This window comes from Streptomyces sp. NPDC002754 (assembly GCF_053592315.1).
The window spans coordinates 64358-80742 of sequence record NZ_JBSFVM010000021.1 but is presented as its reverse complement, the minus strand read 5'-3'; the positions used below and the strand labels follow the sequence as shown (position 1 = coordinate 80742).

The 16385-nt window shown below is 71.3% G+C and carries 14 protein-coding genes; 9 read left to right on the top strand and 5 right to left on the bottom strand.

The genetic code is table 11. From position 1 onward, the window contains the following. Nucleotides 1–5: 5 nt before the first annotated feature. Both paaK and ACWD2L_RS30210 read right to left on the bottom strand, forming a co-directional pair. Nucleotides 6–1307 carry a phenylacetate--CoA ligase PaaK gene (gene paaK / locus ACWD2L_RS30215; protein WP_451192487.1) on the bottom strand — a complete coding sequence of 434 codons (1302 nt, stop codon included), beginning with the start codon at nt 1305–1307 and terminating at the stop codon, nt 6–8. A 108-nt stretch (nt 1308–1415) separates the two neighbouring features. After that, entirely contained in the window at nt 1416–2204 is a 789-nt protein-coding gene (locus ACWD2L_RS30210) for a GNAT family N-acetyltransferase (RefSeq protein WP_451192484.1), read from the bottom strand. A gap of 84 nt (nt 2205–2288) precedes the next feature. On the opposite strand from ACWD2L_RS30210, the gene ACWD2L_RS30205 reads away from it, so the two are divergent. Further along, on the top strand, nt 2289–2678 hold the full coding sequence (locus tag ACWD2L_RS30205; RefSeq protein ID WP_451192482.1) for a VOC family protein: 390 nt from the start codon (nt 2289–2291) through the stop codon (nt 2676–2678). Nucleotides 2679–2688: 10 nt separating this feature from the next. Here ACWD2L_RS30205 and ACWD2L_RS30200 read toward each other — a convergent pair whose 3' ends face one another. Further along, complete coding sequence (locus tag ACWD2L_RS30200; RefSeq protein WP_451192480.1) at nt 2689–4308, bottom strand: acyl-CoA synthetase; 1620 nt, start codon at nt 4306–4308, stop codon at nt 2689–2691. A gap of 180 nt (nt 4309–4488) precedes the next feature. Between ACWD2L_RS30200 and ACWD2L_RS30195 the strand changes: the two genes are divergently transcribed. The 6 genes from ACWD2L_RS30195 (at nt 4489) to ACWD2L_RS30170 (ending at nt 9930) form a co-directional block, all read left to right on the top strand. Continuing rightward, nucleotides 4489–5289, top strand: coding sequence for a crotonase/enoyl-CoA hydratase family protein (locus ACWD2L_RS30195; RefSeq protein ID WP_451192477.1), 801 nt, complete (start codon nt 4489–4491; stop codon nt 5287–5289). Between the two features lie 52 nt (nt 5290–5341). Beyond that, on the top strand, nt 5342–6304 hold the full coding sequence (locus tag ACWD2L_RS30190) for a Zn-ribbon domain-containing OB-fold protein (RefSeq protein WP_451192475.1): 963 nt from the start codon (nt 5342–5344) through the stop codon (nt 6302–6304). Then, complete coding sequence (locus ACWD2L_RS30185) at nt 6304–7365, top strand: thiolase domain-containing protein (RefSeq protein ID WP_451192471.1); 1062 nt, start codon at nt 6304–6306, stop codon at nt 7363–7365. Before ACWD2L_RS30190 ends, ACWD2L_RS30185 begins: the two co-directional genes overlap by 1 nt. Before the next feature lie 8 nt (nt 7366–7373). Next, nucleotides 7374–8540, top strand: a complete 1167-nt coding sequence (locus tag ACWD2L_RS30180) for a thiolase domain-containing protein (protein ID WP_451192597.1) — start codon at nt 7374–7376, stop codon at nt 8538–8540. 94 nt (nt 8541–8634) lie between these two features. Continuing rightward, on the top strand, nt 8635–8877 hold the full coding sequence (locus ACWD2L_RS30175; protein ID WP_326021563.1) for a DUF397 domain-containing protein: 243 nt from the start codon (nt 8635–8637) through the stop codon (nt 8875–8877). Nucleotides 8878–9021: 144 nt separating this feature from the next. After that, nucleotides 9022–9930, top strand: coding sequence for a universal stress protein (locus ACWD2L_RS30170; RefSeq protein ID WP_451192468.1), 909 nt, complete (start codon nt 9022–9024; stop codon nt 9928–9930). A gap of 26 nt (nt 9931–9956) precedes the next feature. On the opposite strand, the gene ACWD2L_RS30165 is transcribed toward ACWD2L_RS30170, so the two are convergent. Beyond that, nucleotides 9957–10679 carry a leucine-rich repeat domain-containing protein gene (locus ACWD2L_RS30165; protein WP_451192465.1) on the bottom strand — a complete coding sequence of 241 codons (723 nt, stop codon included), beginning with the start codon at nt 10677–10679 and terminating at the stop codon, nt 9957–9959. Between the two features lie 141 nt (nt 10680–10820). Between ACWD2L_RS30165 and ACWD2L_RS30160 the strand changes: the two genes are divergently transcribed. Next, complete coding sequence (locus ACWD2L_RS30160) at nt 10821–13712, top strand: ATP-binding protein (protein WP_451192462.1); 2892 nt, start codon at nt 10821–10823, stop codon at nt 13710–13712. Between the two features lie 77 nt (nt 13713–13789). After that, nucleotides 13790–14287 carry a hypothetical protein gene (locus ACWD2L_RS30155; RefSeq protein ID WP_306319468.1) on the top strand — a complete coding sequence of 166 codons (498 nt, stop codon included), beginning with the start codon at nt 13790–13792 and terminating at the stop codon, nt 14285–14287. Between the two features lie 20 nt (nt 14288–14307). Here the strand turns inward: ACWD2L_RS30155 and ACWD2L_RS30150 are convergent, their stop codons facing one another. Continuing rightward, entirely contained in the window at nt 14308–16254 is a 1947-nt protein-coding gene (locus tag ACWD2L_RS30150; RefSeq protein WP_451192594.1) for an N-acetylmuramoyl-L-alanine amidase, read from the bottom strand. Between the last annotated feature and the right edge of the window lie 131 nt (nt 16255–16385).

The window sequence follows — 16385 nt, the reverse complement described above, 5'->3', positions numbered from 1 at the left end:
GGAAGTCAGCGGTTCCGCTCGTCCGCGATCCGCTTGATCTTCCCCACCGACCGCTCCAGCGTCTCCGGATCGACGATCTCCACGGCCACCGTCACGCCCACGCCGTCCTTCATGCCGGCCGCGATGGCGCGCGCCGCCGTCTCCCGCTCCTCCGGTGTCGCGTCGGGCCTGGCCTCGGCGCGCACGGTGAGCGCGTCCATGCGGCCCTCCCGGGTGAGGCGGAGCTGGAAGTGCGGAGCGACGCCCGGCGTGCGCAGCACGATCTCCTCGACCTGTGTGGGGAACAGGTTCACGCCCCGCAGGATCACCATGTCGTCACTGCGCCCGGTGATCTTCTCCATGCGCCGGAACGCGGGCCGCGCCGTCCCCGGAAGCAGCCGCGTCAGGTCCCGTGTCCGGTACCGGATCACGGGCATCGCCTGCTTGGTCAGCGAGGTGAAGACCAGCTCGCCGTGCTCGCCCTCCGGCAGCACCTCACCCGTGAGCGGGTCGACGACCTCCGGATAGAACTGGTCCTCCCAGATGTGCAGCCCGTCCTTGGTCTCGACGCACTCCTGGGCCACGCCGGGACCCATCACCTCCGACAGTCCGTAGATGTCGACCGCGTCGATCCCGGCCCGCTCCTCGATCTCGCGCCGCATCTCCTCGGTCCACGGCTCCGCACCGAAGATGCCGACCTTCAGGGAGCTGGTCCGCGGATCGACGCCCTGGCGCTCGAACTCGTCGAGGAGCGTCAGCATGTACGAGGGCGTCACCATGATGATCTCGGGCTTCAGGTCCAGGATCAGCCGCACCTGCCGCGACGTCATGCCACCGGACGCCGGAATGACCGTGCACCCGAGCCGCTCCGCCCCGTAGTGCGCGCCGAGCCCCCCGGTGAACAGGCCGTACCCGTACGCCACATGGACCTTGTGCCCCGGCCTGCCGCCCGCCGCGCGGATCGCCCGCGCCACCATGTCCGACCACATCGACAGGTCGTCCTCGGTGTACCCGACGACCGTGGGAAGCCCCGTCGTGCCGCTCGACGCGTGCAGCCGCCGCACCTCGGACTGGTCCACGGCGAACATCCCGAAGGGATAGTTGTCCCGCAGGTCCGCCTTGGTCGTGAACGGGAAGCGCCCCAGATCGGCCAGTGTGCGACAGTCCTCCGGCCGCACGCCCGCCTTGTCGAACGCCTCGCGGTAGAACGGCACCCGCTCGTACACCCGCAGCAGCGTCCCGCGCAGCCGATCCAGCTGCAGCGCGCGCAGCTCGTCCGCGCCCAGCCGTTCGCCCTCGTCCCGCCAGTCCGTCGCCATCGACGCCATCGCACGCACTCCCGAAACTCCCGACCGATCATTCGGTTGACCTGCTGTCGATCAGTAATTCAAGGACTGACCGCACTCGTCAAGACATGCGGCGCGCCGGTTCTGCTGTCAGCGCCCGACCTGGGGCTCCCAGACGTACGGCGTGGTGGTCCCGAGCGCCTCGAACCCCAGGCGTTCCAGGATCGGCCGGCTGTACGGCGACGCGTCCACCTGGACGTACGAGAATCCGCGCCCGGCGGCGATGCCGACCCGGAAGGCGACGAGCGCGCGGTAGATCCCGCGACCCCGCCACTCGGGGACCGTGCCACCGCCCCACAGGCTCGCGAAGGCCGTCCCCGGATGCAGCTCCATGCGGGCGGCGCTGACGGGTTCGTCGCCGTGCAGCGCCACGACCGCGGGCACGGTGGCCGGGTCCTGGGCCAGCTGGGCCCGGAGCTGGTGGCCGATGGTCGAGCGGCCTGAGTCGAAGGCCCGCTCGTGCACCCGCTCCACCAACTCCACCTGTGCCTCTTCGGCGACCGGGAGCAGCCGGATGCCTTCGGGTGGCTCGGTGTCGAGGGGGAGCGCGGCCGTCTCCGCGACGAGCAGGGTCTCCGGTTCCTCCGGTACGAATCCGGCGGCCCTGAGCCGGTCGGGAAGGTCGGCGGGGCGGTCGTGCGCGTACGTCTTCCACTCGAAGCTCCGGTCCAGCGCGCGGAAGAAGCGGACCTGCTCGGCGATCGCCGCGTCGGCCGTCCGCTGGTCGAGGTCCGACCACAGCACCCCGTTCCAGCCCGCCGCCGGGCCGATGTGACGCACCACGTCCCCGACCCGCTCGACCCGCGCCCCGGGCTCGTCGGGTCGTGCCTCGCGCCGCATCTGCTGGTCGAACAGGTGCCGTACCGCCGTTTGATCCATGCGCGTCACTTCAGCACCGGGGCGGTGGCCCGGCAACCGAAAAAATCCCTCCGCACATCAGAACACCCTTGCTATGGTGCGCCGGTGACCACGATCAAGAAGATGCAGATCACCTTCGACTGCGCGCAGCCGGTACGCGTCGCCCGTTTCTGGTGCGAGGTGCTCGGCTACGTGATCCCGGACGGCGCCGCGGACGACGAGTCGTGGTCGCTCGCGAGCGACCCGACCGGCGAGGGCCCGCGCCTGTACTTCCAGCGCGTCCCGGAGGGCAAGGTCGTCAAGAACCGGGTGCACATCGACGTACGCGTCGGGACGGGCCTTGTGGGGGACGAGCGGCTCGCCGTCCTCCAGGCCGAGGCGGACCGCCTGATGAAGCTCGGCGCGACGCATGTGCTGACGCAGCGCGCCGACGACGAGAACGAGTCGTGCATCACGCTGCAGGACATCGAGGGCAACGAGTTCTGCGTCGACTGACCAGGGCCGCCTACGCGTTCCCGTCCGCGGCCACCTGCCGCGCCCACCGGTAATCCGCCTTCCCGCTCGGCGAGCGCTGGATCGTATCCGTCACCACCAACTGGCGGGGGATCTTGTAACCGGCGAGGTGGCTGCGGCAGTGCGTCTGCACGGTGTCCAGGGTCAAGTGGTCCGCTCCAGCCATGAGTTGGACGACCGCCGCCACATGGTTGCCCCACTTCTCGTCCGGCACACCGGCCACCAGCGCGTCGTAGATGTCCGGATGGGACTTGAGGGCCTGCTCGACCTCCTCCGGGTACACCTTCTCGCCGCCCGTGTTGATGCACTGCGAGCCGCGTCCGAGGACCGTGACGATCCCGTCCGCGTCGACCGTCGCCATGTCACCGAGCAGCACCCAGCGCTCGTCGCCCTTCTGGAAGAACGTCTCGGCGGTTTTCGCGGGGTCGTTGTAGTAGCCGAGCGGGACGTGCCCGCGCTGCGCGATCCGGCCGACCTCGCCGACCGCGACCGGCTCGTACGTCGTCGGGTCCACCACCTGCGTACGGGAGTTGACCTGGACGTGGAAGCCGGAGCCCGCGCCCGAGCCGGCCGTCGCCGTGCCGTTGAAGCCGGACTCGGACGAGCCGAAGTTGTTGAGCAGCATGGTGTTCGGCACCAGCTCCTGGAACTGCGCGCGCACCGTGTCCGACATGATCGCGCCCGAGGACGAGACGCTGAACATCGATGAGCAGTCCGTGCCCTTCAGCGGTCCCCTCAGCGCGTCGATGAGCGGGCGCAGCATCGCGTCGCCCACCAGGGACACGCTCGTCACCTTCTCCTTCTCGATGGTGCGCAGCACCTCCTCCGGGGCGAACTTGCGATGGATGACCACGCGCTGACCGAAGTTGAAGCCGATGAACGCCGTGAGCGTCGACGTGCCGTGCATCAGCGGGGGAGTGGGGAAGAACGTGATGCCGTCACCGCCCGCCGCCACCCGCTCGGCCAGCTCCTCGGGCCGTGACACCGCCTCACCCGTGGGCGCTCCGCCGCCCAAGCCCGCGAAGAACAGGTCCTCCTGACGCCACATCACCCCCTTGGGCATGCCTGTCGTGCCGCCGGTGTAGATGATGAACTGGTCGTCGGGGGAGCGTGGCGCGAAGCCTCGCTCGGCCGAGGACTGCCCGGTCGCCTCCTCGAAGTCCACCGCCTTCAGCGGCGGCGCGTCCGCCTCGGAAGCACCCACCCGCACCAGATGCCGCAGCTTCTCCGTACGCGGCAGCGCCGCCGCCACGCGCGGCGTGAACTCCGTGTCGAAGACGAGCGCCGCGAGGTCCGCGTCCTGGTAGAGGTAGACCAACTCCTCCTCCACGTAGCGGTAGTTCACGTTCACCGGGACAACCCGCGCCTTGAGGCAGCCGAGCGCCGTCTGCAGGTACTCGATGCCGTTGTAGAGGTGCAGGCCCAGGTGCTCTCCGGGGCGTATGCCCGCCGCGATCAAGTGGTGTGCGACCCGGTTGGCCGCCGCGTCCAGCTGGGCATACGTGAGCCGGCGCTCCGCGCCCGTACCGGGATGATCCACGTAGACGAGCGCCTCGCGGTCAGGGACCACGTCGACGACCGACTCGAACAGGTCGGCAAGGTTGTACTCCACCGCGCTCCTCCTGATCCAGGCCACATCTCCTCTTGGCCCGTCATCAGAACAGAACAGGGGGTAAGGCGGAAGGGGCTCCGCACAAGAAATCTGACTGAGTGTCAGAAAACTCTTGAACTGGCACGTGAGCTACTGCAACCTGTTCCAGGTCCGAGGCTGCGGCTGACTGGAGGACCCCTCATGGGTGGGACCGAACATCTCGACGTCCGGCGCGAGGGCGCCACGCTCGTACTCACGCTCAACAGGCCGGAGGCGAAGAACGCGCTGTCCCTTCCGATGCTCGTCGGCCTCTACGACGGGTGGCTGGAGGCCGACGCGGACGACGCGATTCGCTCCGTCGTGCTCACCGGGGCGGGCGGTGCGTTCTGCGCCGGCATGGACCTCAAGGCGCTCGCGGGCAAGGGGATGGAGGGCGAGCACTACCGGGACCGGCTCAAGGCCGACCCCGATCTGCACTGGAAGGCGATGCTGCGCCACCACCGGCCGCGCAAGCCCGTCATCGCGGCGGTCGAGGGCCACTGCGTCGCGGGCGGCACCGAGATCCTTCAGGGCACGGACATCCGGGTGGCGGGGGAGTCGGCGACGTTCGGGCTCTTCGAGGTCAAGCGCGGCCTGTTCCCCATCGGCGGGTCGACGGTCCGGCTGCCGCGTCAGGTACCTCGCACCCACGCCCTGGAGATGCTGCTGACCGGGCGCCCCTATCCTGCGCCGGAGGCCGCCGCGATCGGGCTCGTCGGACGCGTCGTCCCCGACGGCACGGCGCTCGATACGGCCCTTGAGATCGCCGAACAGATCAACGCGTGCGGCCCGTTGGCCGTCGAGGCCGTCAAGGCGTCCGTCTACGAGACCGCCGAGATGACCGAAACGGACGGCCTCGCCTCGGAGTTGAAGCGCGGCTGGCCCATCTTCGACACCGCCGACGCGAAGGAAGGCGCCCGCGCGTTCACGGAGAAGCGACCCGCCGAATTCCGCCGCGAATGAGGCCCGCAACCGTGCCGTTCCGTCCCGTACGCCCATACGTCAAGGAGGCCTCATGACATCCACCGCCCAACCGGAGGTGCTGCGCGCGCCGTTGGTCGTGGAGTTCCCCTTCACCCGCTCCCTCGGCCCCGTCCAGTCCGCCTTCCTCAGCGGTCTGCGCGACCGCACCGTCCTCGGCGTGCGGACCGGCGACGGGAGGGTCATGGTGCCGCCGGTCGAATACGACCCCGTGACCGCGGAGGAGATCCGCGACCTCGTCGAGGTCGGCGCCACCGGAACCGTCACCACCTGGGCCTGGAACCCCGAACCGCGACGCGGCCAGCCCCTCGACACCCCCTTCGCCTGGATCCTCGTCAAGCTGGACGGCGCCGACACCGGCCTGCTGCACGCCCTCGACGCCGCGGGCCCCGACGCCGTGCACTCCGGCATGCGCGTCCGCGTCCGCTGGGCGGAGGAACGCGAGGGCGCCATCACCGACATCGCATGCTTCGAACCGTACGAGGGCGAGGACGCGCCCTCTCAACTGGTGCCGCACAGCGGCGAGTTCGAGGACGCCGTCACCGGCATCGTCGCCCCCGCCCGGCTCGACTACACGTACAGCCCCGGCGGCGCCCAGACCCGCTACATCAACGCCCTCGCCGACAACCGCACCGTCGGCGAACGCTGCCCCTCCTGCCACAAGGTCTACATCCCGCCCCGCGGCGCCTGCCCCACCTGCGGCGTCGCCACCACGGACCAGGTCGAGGTCGGGCCCGGCGGCACCGTCACCACGTACTGCATCGTCAACATCAAGGCGAAGAACCTCGACATCGAAGTCCCGTACGTCTACGCCCACATCGCGCTCGACGGCGCCGACCTCGCCCTGCACGGCCGCATCGGCGGCATCCCGTACGACCAGGTGCGGATGGGCCTGCGCGTCGAACCCGTCTGGACCGAGGGCGGTCGCTACCCCGACCACTACCGGCCCACCGGTGAACCCGACGCCGATTACGAGATCTACAAGGAGATGATCTGATGCGGCCGCCGATCCGGGACATCGCCGTCGTCGCCTTCGGGCAGACCGACCACACACGTACCTCCGACGAGCAGTCGGAAGTCGAGATGCTGATGCCCGTCCTGCACCAGGTCCTCAAGAGCACAGGACTGAAGACCAGTGACATCGGGTTCACCTGCTCGGGATCGAGCGACTACCTCGCCGGGCGCGCCTTCTCCTTCACCATGGCACTCGACGGCGTCGGCGCCTGGCCGCCGATCTCCGAGTCCCACGTCGAGATGGACGGCGCGTGGGCGCTGTACGAGGCGTGGACCAAGCTGCTGACCGGCGAGGCCGACACCGCGCTCGTCTACTCCTACGGAAAGTCCTCACCGGGCTCCGTACGCGACGTCCTCACGCGGCAGCTCGACCCGTACTACGTCGCCCCCCTGTGGCCCGACTCCGTCGCGCTCGCCGCCCTCCAGGCGCAGGCGCTGATCGACGGGGGACACACCGACGAGCCCGCGCTCGCCGGTGTCGCCGCCCGCAGCCGCGAGTCCGCCACCGGGAATCCGCACGCCCAACTGCGGGGGAGCGTGCCGCACGGCGATTACGTCGTAAATCCGCTGCGGACCGGGGACTGCCCGCCGGTCGGCGACGGCGCCGCCGCCGTGATCCTCGCCGCGGGCGACCGCGCACGGGAACTGTGCGAGCGGCCCGCCTGGATCCGCGGCATCGACCACCGCATCGAGGCCCACAGTCTCGGCGTGCGCGACCTCACCGACTCGCCCTCCACACGGCTCGCCGCCGAGAACGCGGGGGCCTTCGAACGGCCTGTGGACACCGCCGAGTTGCACGCCCCGTTCACCTCGCAGGAGGTCGTCCTGCGCCGCGCCCTGAGCCTCGGCGACGACGTGGACGTGAACCCGTCCGGAGGTGCGCTCGCCGCCAACCCGGTGATGGCCGCCGGGCTCATCCGCATCGGCGAGGCCGCCGCACGCATCCACGGCGGGAGCTCCCGGCGCGCCCTCGCCCACGCCACCTCCGGGCCCTGCCTCCAGCAGAACCTGGTCGCCGTACTCGAAGGGGAGGACCAGCGATGAGCAAGGCCGTGTCCAAGGAGCCGGTGGCCGTCGTCGGGATCGGGCAGACGAAGCACGTCGCCGCCCGCCGGGACGTGTCGATCGCGGGGCTCGTCCGCGAGGCCGCCCAACGAGCGCTGGAAGACGCCGAGTTGACCTGGGCCGACATCGACGCCGTCGTCATCGGCAAGGCGCCCGACTTCTTCGAGGGCGTCATGATGCCGGAGCTGTACCTCGCCGACGCCCTCGGCGCCGTCGGCAAACCGATGATGCGCGTGCACACGGCGGGATCCGTCGGCGGCTCGACGGCCCTCGTCGCCACCAACCTCATCGCGGGCCGCGTCCACGGCACCGTACTCACCCTCGCCTTCGAAAAGCAGTCCGAGTCGAACGCCATGTGGGGCCTCTCCCTCCCCATCCCGTTCCAGCAGCCGCTGCTCGCAGGCGCCGGCGGCTTCTTCGCCCCGCACGTACGCGCGTACATGCGGCGTACAGGCGCACCCGACACCGTGGGCTCCCTCGTCGCCTACAAGGACCGCCGCAACGCCCTGAAGAACCCCTACGCGCACCTCCACGAGCAGGACATCACCCTGGAGAAGGTGCAGGCGGCGCCCATGCTCTGGGACCCCATCCGCTACTCCGAGACCTGCCCCTCCTCCGACGGCGCCTGCGCCATGATCCTCACCGACCGCGCGGGAGCGCGGCGCTCGCCGAGGCCGCCCGCCTGGATGCACGGCGGCGCCATGCGCAGTGAACCGACGCTCTTCGCGGGCAAGGACTTCGTCTCCCCGCAGGCCGGCAAGGACTGCGCCGCCGATGTGTACCGGCAGGCCGGGATCGCCGACCCGCGCCGCGAGATCGACGCCGTCGAGATGTACGTGCCGTTCTCCTGGTACGAGCCGATGTGGCTGGAGAACCTCGGGTTCGCGGACGAGGGCGAGGGCTGGAAACTCACCGAGTCGGGTGTCACGGAGCTCGACGGGGACCTCCCCGTCAACATGTCGGGCGGTGTCCTTTCCACCAACCCCATCGGTGCCTCCGGAATGATCCGCTTCGCCGAAGCGGCACTCCAGGTGCGCGGGCAGGCCGGGGAACACCAGGTCGACGGCGCGCGGAAGGTCCTCGGGCACGCCTACGGAGGCGGCTCGCAGTTCTTCTCCATGTGGCTCGTCGGCTCCGAACCACCCACCGGCTGAACGGACGTTGACCTTCAGGCCCTTCGCGGCCTGTGCGCGGCACGGACCGATCGCTAGGCTGGCGCACGGACGACGAACCGGGAGGAGCACGGACGTGGCCGAGAGCACCATCGACCAGCACCCGCTCATGGGGTGGCAGAAGCCGGACCTGGACCTCAGCAAAGCGGACTGGCGGTCCAGCAGCGGGGGGCAGGGCGATGTCCAGATCGCCTTTGTCGAAGGCTTCATCGCGATGCGGAACGGCGGACACCCAGAGAGCCCGTCCCTGATCTTCACGCCGGCCGAGTGGGGGGCGTTCGTAAGCGGTGCCCGAGGGGGCGAATTCGACCTGACGTAGTCGCTTTCGCGACTCTTCGCCGACGTGGTTCCGACACGGGACCAACGGCTCTGTCCTGTGGCCCGGTCATTTGCGAGCCTGGTCACAGGAACAGCCGGTCAATGAGGGCGCGGCGACGCGCCCGGTGTCGGAGGCGAAGAGATCATGCCAAGCCCGCACAACCTGCCCGTCCTCGCCGCGGTGGACGGCTCCGACGACAGTCTCCGCGCCCTGGAGTGGGCGCTCGCCGAGGCGGCCCGACGGGGCGCCGAGCTGCGCGTCGTACATGTACAGCAGTACGCGCCGTTCCTCCAGGCGGAGGTGCTCGTGGCGGACTTCGACGAGGAGCCCGAGAACGACACCGTGCTCGCCGAGCTGCGCAAGAACCTGGAGGGGCGCGAGGGGCTGCCACCGCTCGAGTTCATCAGCCGGGTCGGTCTGCCGGCCGCGGTGCTGTCCGAGATGAGCGCCGAGGCCCAGCTCCTCGTGGTCGGCTCACGTGGGCGCGGCGGCTTCGCGGGTCTTGTGCTGGGCTCGAACAGTGTGTCGCTGGCGCGCGACGCGGCCTGCCCCGTCGTCGTGGTGCCACCACCGGGACGCGAGGTGCACGGAGACGCGGCGGCGGCGCAGGGCCCGCGCGTCGTGGTCGGGCTCAAGGCGGACGCGCCGGACCACGCGACGCTGGCCTTCGCGTTCGCGCACGCGGCCCGTGCGGGCGCCCGGCTCCAGGTCGTCGTCGCGTACCCGTGGCCGGTCCTGGCCTGGACGGCGTACGGGGACTTCACGCCCACCGCCGTCGACCAGGAGGCGACCGAACGCGACACGCTTCGAGTGGCCGATGAGACTCTCGCCGAACTACGTGACTCTCACCCTAAAGTTGAGGTTGAGGTTTTGGTGTTGCCGGGGGACGCGGCGGGCCATCTCGTCGAGAACTCGCGCGACGCGGAACTGGTCGTGGTCGGCCGCCACCGCCGCCGCCTCACCCGCCCCGCCCCGATGCTCGGCTCGGTCACACACGCGGCGCTGCTGCACGCGGCAGGCCCTGTCGCAGTGGTCCCGCCCGAGGACGACTGAGCCCTGACAACCGGGTCGCGCCGCGCTCAGCGCAGTACGACACAACCGCGCCCGGCCAGCTCGTCGAGCAGGCCGGGCGCGAAGCGCACGTCGTTCCAGCGCACGTCGAGCTTCTCCAGGCCGGGCAGCTCCGCGACCCACCCCGGCACCTCACGCAGCCGATTGCCGCGCAGGTCGACCCTGCGCAGGCGAGGCAGACCGCGCAGCGCCTCGGGCACGACGGTGAACGCGTTGTCCCGCAGCTCCGCCTCCCGCAGCTCCGCCAGATCCCGCACGGACGCGGGAAGTGCGGAGAGTCGATTGCCCCGCAGCCACAGCTCCCGGAGCGCGCTGAGCCCGCCGATGCCGTCCGGCAGCGCGTCGAGCCGGTTGTGCTGGGCGCGCAGCTCCACGAGACCGGTCATCGCGCCGAGCGTGGAGTGCAGCGCCGTCAGCCGGTTCTCCCCGACATTCAGATACGCGAGCCGGTGGAGAGCGCCGAGCGATTCGGGCAGCGCGGTGAGCCGGTTGTCGTGCAGATACAGAAAACGGCTCAGGCCGGTGAGGTCGCCGAGCTCCGCCGGGACCGAGGTGAGCCGGTTGTGCCCGAGGTCGAGGGTGTGCAGGCGCGTCAGCGTGCCGACGCGTGCGGAAAGATGTGCGAGCCGATTGTCGGCGAGCAGCAGGACCTCAAGGTCGGGATGGCGCCACACCTCGTCGGGTACGGCGTCCAGGTCGCCCCGCCAGCGGTCGAGCACCGTCACTGTCATGGACGCGTACCTTAGCGGCACCGCGTCGGTACCGGTTTTCGTACCGAGAATGGCGCATCACGCTCCGGCGGGGGCGCCCCGGCGTACGCTGAGGTGCCTGGAAGCCGTGGTGCGCGACCGTGCCGCGGGTGGGGGTGCGCCATGGTGCGGAGCGATGGCCGGGGCAGCCGGAAGCTGTTCGAGCGGGACGGTGAACTCGCCGTCGTGGACGCGGTGTTGGACGAGCTGACCGGGATCCCGCGGGACGGCGGAGAGCCCCCGGACCGGCCGCACGGTGCGCTGCTCGCCGTCGCCGCGACCGCCGGACTCGGCAAGACCAGCCTCCTCGCCGAAGTACGCCGCAGGGCCGCCGCCAAGGGCTGCACCGTCCTGTACGCACGCGGCGGCGACCAGGAACAGGGCGTCGCCTTCCACGTGGCCCGCCAGCTCCTCCAGCCGCGCCTCGCCGCCGCCTCCTCAGCCGACCTCCGCACCACACTGGGCGGTTGGTACGCGATCGTGGGCCCCGCCCTCGGCCTGTGCGCCCCCACCGAAGGCGCGCCGCCCGACCCGCAGGGCCTGCGCGACGGCCTCGACTGGGTGCTCACCCACCTCGCCGTACAGCAGGCCCCCATGGTCCTCGTCCTCGACGACGCCCACTGGGCCGACCCGGAGTCCCTGAGCTGGCTCGCCGCGTTCGCCCCGCGCGCCGAGGAACTGCCGCTGCTGCTCGTCGTCGCCTACCGCCCGGAGGAGCTCCCGGACCACGCCGAGGCCCTACGCGGCCTTCCGGGCCGCTCGGGCCGGCGCGCACTCGGACTCGAACCGCTCAGCGCCACCGCCGTCGCCGGACTCGTCCGCGAATCCCTCGGCGGCCACGCCGACGACGCGTTCTGCCGCGAATGCTGGGCCGTCACCGCGGGCAACCCCTTCGAAGCGGTCGAGCTGACCGCGAAGGTGCGCGACCGCGGCCTCGTCCCCACCGAGACCGGCGCCCACCTGCTGCGCGACCTCGCCGCCGCGGCCAAGGGCAGCGGACTCGTCGCCCGCATCGAACGCCTCGGCACCTCCACCGTCCGCTACGCGTGGGCCTGCGCCGTGCTCGGCACCGAGTTCCCGCCCGAACTCGCCGCCAACGTCGCCGGATTGGGCCCCGAAGAGGCGGCCGACGCCACCGACCGGCTGCGCACCGCCCGCGTACTCAAAGGCGTGGACTCCCTCGAATTCGTCCACCCGCTCATCGCCACCGCCGTCTACCGCGCCATCCCCGGCGGCATCCGCGTCGCGCTGCACGGGCAGGCCGCCTGGACCGTCCTCGACGCGGGCCTCGGCCCCTGCGCCGCCGCCCGGCACCTCCTGGAGACCCACCCCGAAGGCGACTCATGGGTCGTGCGTCAACTGCGCGCCGCCGCCGCCGAGACCATCCGCGCGGGCGCCCCCGACGCCGCCCGCCGCGACCTCGCCCGCGCCCTGCGCGAACCCCCGGCCTTCGACGGCCGCGCCGCCGTCCTCTACGAACTCGGCAGCGCCTCCCTGCTCACCGGGCCCGCCACCACCGTCAACCACCTGCGCGCCGCCCTCGAAGAACCCATCACCGACCCGGCGCTGCGGCACGGCATCGTCTACCGCCTCTCCCAAGTCCTCGCCCACACCGACCGGTTGGCCGAGGCCTCCGAGACCCTCGCCCGCGAGATCCGGGTCACCGACGACCCGCGCGTACGCCTGCGCATGCAGGCCGAACAGTTCATGTGGGACGCCTTCCGCGCCGACGAACCCGACTCACCGGCCCGCTCCCGGCGCCTCGCCAAACTCGCCGACCGGCTCACCGGCCGCGACCTCACCGAGCGCTACCTCATCGGCCTGCGCACCTGGGACGCCACCCTGCGCGGCGAACCCGCCGACACGGTGATCCAGCACGCCGAGCGCGCACTGGCAGGCGGCCTGCGCTGGACCGCCGACGAGGACCGCGGCTTCGAGGTCCCCGTCCTCGTCGCCATGGCCCTCCTCTACGCCGACCGGCCGGGCCGCACCGAGGAACTCTTCGTCGAGGGCATCGCCGACTTCGAGCAGGCCGGCTGGCGCGGTGCCCACCTCTCTTTCGCCTACACACTCCTCGGCTACGTCCGCTACCGGCGCGGGCGGCTCGCCGAGGCCGAGGACTTCGTCCGCGCGGGCCTGCGCCTCGCCCGCCGCGTAGGACCCGGCACCCCCGCCCACTGGTACGCCGTCGGCACCCTCGTCGAGGTGCTGCTCGCGCGCGGCCGGGCCCCCGAGGCCAAGGAGGTCGCGGAGGAACACGCCTTCGGCCCGCCGTTCCCCGCCGCCGTCGTCTTCCCCGACGCTCAGACCGTGTACGGGGAACTCCTCCTCGCGCTCGGCCGCACCGAGGACGCCGCCGAAGAGCTCGCCGCCGCGGGCCGCCGCCTCGACCCGCGCGGCATGCGCAACCCCGCGTGGTGCCCCTGGCAGCTGCACCTCGCCCGCGCCGAGGCGCCCGATGCGCCCGAGCGGGCCCGGGCCCTCGCCGAGGAAGCCGTCGAGCGGGCCCGGCACTACGGGGCGCCGTCCGCCGTGGGCCAGGCGCTGCGCACCGTGGCCGAGGTCTCCGCCGGCACCGATCGCGCCAAGCTCCTGGAGGAGTCCGTCGCCCACCTGGAGCGCTCACCCGCGGCCTACGAGCTGGCTTGCTCGCTCGTCGCCCTCGGCGCGGAACTGCGCCGCAAGGGCCGATCCAAGGAAGCCGCGGACCACCTCTACCGAGGGCTCGACGCGGCGGTCGGCTGCGGCGCCGACGGCTTGGCCCAGCAGGCCCGCGACGAGCTGGCCGCGGCGGGGCTGCGGCCCCGGCCCCTGCACGGCGCGCTCACGGACACGCTCACCGCGCGGGAGCGGGCTGCGGCCCGCGGCGCGGCGCGCGGCCTGTGCCCGTCGGAAGTCGCCGCGGCGCTTCATCTGGACGAGCCGACCACGGTCCGACTGCTCTCCGCGGCGTACCGGAAACTGGGCACGAACCCGTCGGGGATAGCCGCCGCGCTGGACGTCACGCCCCCCTGACCCATCGCCGTACCGTGGGTACCGCAGTGACCGACCCGACGCCGAGAGTGGCGGAACGTCGACGTACCATTGAGCGCATGTCCTTCCTCCGCCGCCGCGCTGCCACCCCCGCGGGTCCCGACTTCGACGTCCTGGCCATGGACCCGGGCGACTGGCCGGGCAACCTGGGCGCCGGCCTGCTGCCCGCCCCCGACGGAACGTGCCAGGGCGTGTTCCTGCGCTACGACCTGTTCGGCGGCCGCGGCCCCGCGATGGTCATCGGCAATCTGCCCGAGGGCTCCCCGGCCCGCGAGGTCGGCGAGGGCGAGATTCCCTTCGAGGTCGCCCAGCTCCTCGTGGCGCTCGAGAACGACGAGGAAGTCACCGTCACCGACGTGGAGGACGTCCCGGTGATGCAGGGCGACAACCTCCTCGTGGTGCGCCGCCTGAAGCTCTCCGAGACGCGGATCTCCTGCGTCCAGTTCGACCGCAGTGACAATGTGCTGGTGACCATCGCGTCCTGGGACCGCCCGATCACGGACGACCTGTACGCGCTGCTCAAGCCGCTGCCGGCGGAGCTGTTCCAGCAGGGCTGAGCAGCGCGCACGTCAGGCCCTCAGGACACGGTCGACGGCAGCACCCGCACATCCGCCGCCCGCACCCACGCGACGCGGTGCCCGAACTGGATCTCGTAGTACACGTCCTTGCCCTTGACCACCTTGTGCGACGAGGTGTCGAACGTGGGGGAGTAGAAGTACTCACCCTTCGTGGTTCCGCCCGTCGCATAGCGCTGGCCCGACAGCAGCTTGTACGGCAGCGGCGAGATCGCCTGCGGCGTCATCCCCGACGGGTAGGCATCCTTCTCCGGGTAGGCCCGCCCGTACACCGGGACCTCGCTCGCACCAGGCTTCGGCGTGACCACAAGTCCCTTGGCCGGTACGGCGGTCGGCTGCCCGGACGGGTTCTTGAACCAGGCCTTCTGGCCCAGGTACCAGATGGCCGTCCAGTCGCCCTCGCGGCCCGCGACCGCGTACTGCTGGCCCGCCGAGACCCGCGACGCCATGTCGTTGACGTCGATCGTCGAGGGCTCGCCACCCGGGCGCAGCCCGATGTCCTTGATCAGAGGGGCGTCCTCGCTGGGCTCCGAGTAGAGCCGCACCGCGCTCGAACCGTGCGGCGCGCAGGCCACGCCCGCCTTCTCGCAGCCCGTGAACTTCGGCTGGTTCTCGTCGAATTCGGGAGCGACGGTCACGAGGCCGCCCTTCGGCCCCGCCGACTGGTGGAACGGCTTGCCCATCAGCGCGAAGTAGTGCGACCAGTCCCAGTACGGGCCCGGGTCCGTGTGCATCGACTTGATCGTGGACGTCGTCGGGCCCGGCACCGTGTCATGACCCAGGATGTGCTGCCGGTCCAGCGGGATGCCGTACTTCTTCGACAGGTACTTCACCAGGCGCGAGGAGGACCGGTACATCTCCTCCGTGTACCAGGAGTCCGGCTGCGCGAGGAAACCCTCGTGCTCCAGGCCGATCGACTTCGCGTTGACGTACCAGTTGCCCGCGTGCCAGCCGACGTCCTTGTTCTTGATGGACTGCACGATGTGCCCGTCCGTCGAGCGCAGCGAATAGTGCCACGCCAGATACGTCTTGTCCTGGACCAGCTTGAGCGTCTGCTCCCACGTCGACTCCGTGTCATGGATGACGATGTAGTCGATGCTCTGGTCCTTCGGACGGTCCGCGAGATCGTGATTGCCGTAGTCGTCGTTGCCGTTCTCGTCCTTGAACTCCTCGTACGGCGCCGGGATCCACTCGCACGACACCGTCTTCGGACACTCGGTGCCGCCCGCGTCCGCCTTGCGCAGGCCCATCTTCTCGATCTGCGCGGCCTGCGGCTCGGCGTCGGGGCGGGCGCGGAGGGCGACCTGCTGGCCGGCGTCCGTGGTGCGACGCTCTCCGTCGCGGATCACCGCGAACACATCGTTCGCGTACGTGCCCGCCGTCGCGGCGTCGTCCGCGCCGGAGAACTTCGCGACCGCTCCGTACCAGTCGGCGGGCCGGTCGCTGAGCGGCTTGCCGAGCTTCTTCTGGGCGGCCGCGAGGAGGGCGGCGCCACCCCGCACATTCGCCGCCGGGTCGCCGCGCAACTGCTCCGCCGACAGGCCGGTGAGCTCCGCCGCGCGCGGCAATGTCCGCAGCCGCGCCGGGAGTTGGGTGTTCGTCGGCACGGCTGCGGAAGCTTTGAGCGGAGACCGCGAGTCGTCGCCGCGCGCGTCGCCCTCCGCCTCGCTGTGCCGCGCCACGTCCGCCAGCGCGGCGCGCGCGTCCGTCAAGTGCATGGGGCCGTAACCACCGGTGACGCTCGGCGCCCCGCCGTGCGCGTCCCACCGCGACTGCAGATAAGACACACCGAGGAGGACGCTCTGCGGCACCCGGTACTCGGCCGCCGCCGAAGCGAACGCCCCTTGCAACCGGCCCGAAGGGGCCTGGGCCGAGGCGCCGGGCGGGGCCGCACCGAGCAACGGCAGCAGGAGCGCCACCACACCGACGGTGCCACCCGCCACCCGCACACCCGCACGGGAACGTCTTTCGCTGGAGTTTCGGGACAACGGTGCCTCCTGGGAACGCCGGGTTCGGAATGCTGCACGGTGCCTGCGGGCCGATGAGGCTCAGTGCTATCGGCCCGCCGACGATCCGTCAA

Bases quoted from the DNA above. Each gene is read 5' to 3' on its own strand.
- paaK (WP_451192487.1), bottom strand. From the start codon at position 1,307: ATGGCGTCGATGGCGACGGACTGGCGGGACGAGGGCGAACGGCTGGGC.
- ACWD2L_RS30210 (WP_451192484.1), bottom strand. From the start codon at position 2,204: ATGGATCAAACGGCGGTACGGCACCTGTTCGACCAGCAGATGCGGCGC.
- ACWD2L_RS30195 (WP_451192477.1), top strand. From the start codon at position 4,489: ATGGGTGGGACCGAACATCTCGACGTCCGGCGCGAGGGCGCCACGCTC.
- ACWD2L_RS30190 (WP_451192475.1), top strand. From the start codon at position 5,342: ATGACATCCACCGCCCAACCGGAGGTGCTGCGCGCGCCGTTGGTCGTG.
- ACWD2L_RS30185 (WP_451192471.1), top strand. From the start codon at position 6,304: ATGCGGCCGCCGATCCGGGACATCGCCGTCGTCGCCTTCGGGCAGACC.
- ACWD2L_RS30170 (WP_451192468.1), top strand. From the start codon at position 9,022: ATGCCAAGCCCGCACAACCTGCCCGTCCTCGCCGCGGTGGACGGCTCC.
- ACWD2L_RS30165 (WP_451192465.1), bottom strand. From the start codon at position 10,679: ATGACAGTGACGGTGCTCGACCGCTGGCGGGGCGACCTGGACGCCGTA.
- ACWD2L_RS30160 (WP_451192462.1), top strand. From the start codon at position 10,821: ATGGTGCGGAGCGATGGCCGGGGCAGCCGGAAGCTGTTCGAGCGGGAC.
- ACWD2L_RS30155 (WP_306319468.1), top strand. From the start codon at position 13,790: ATGTCCTTCCTCCGCCGCCGCGCTGCCACCCCCGCGGGTCCCGACTTC.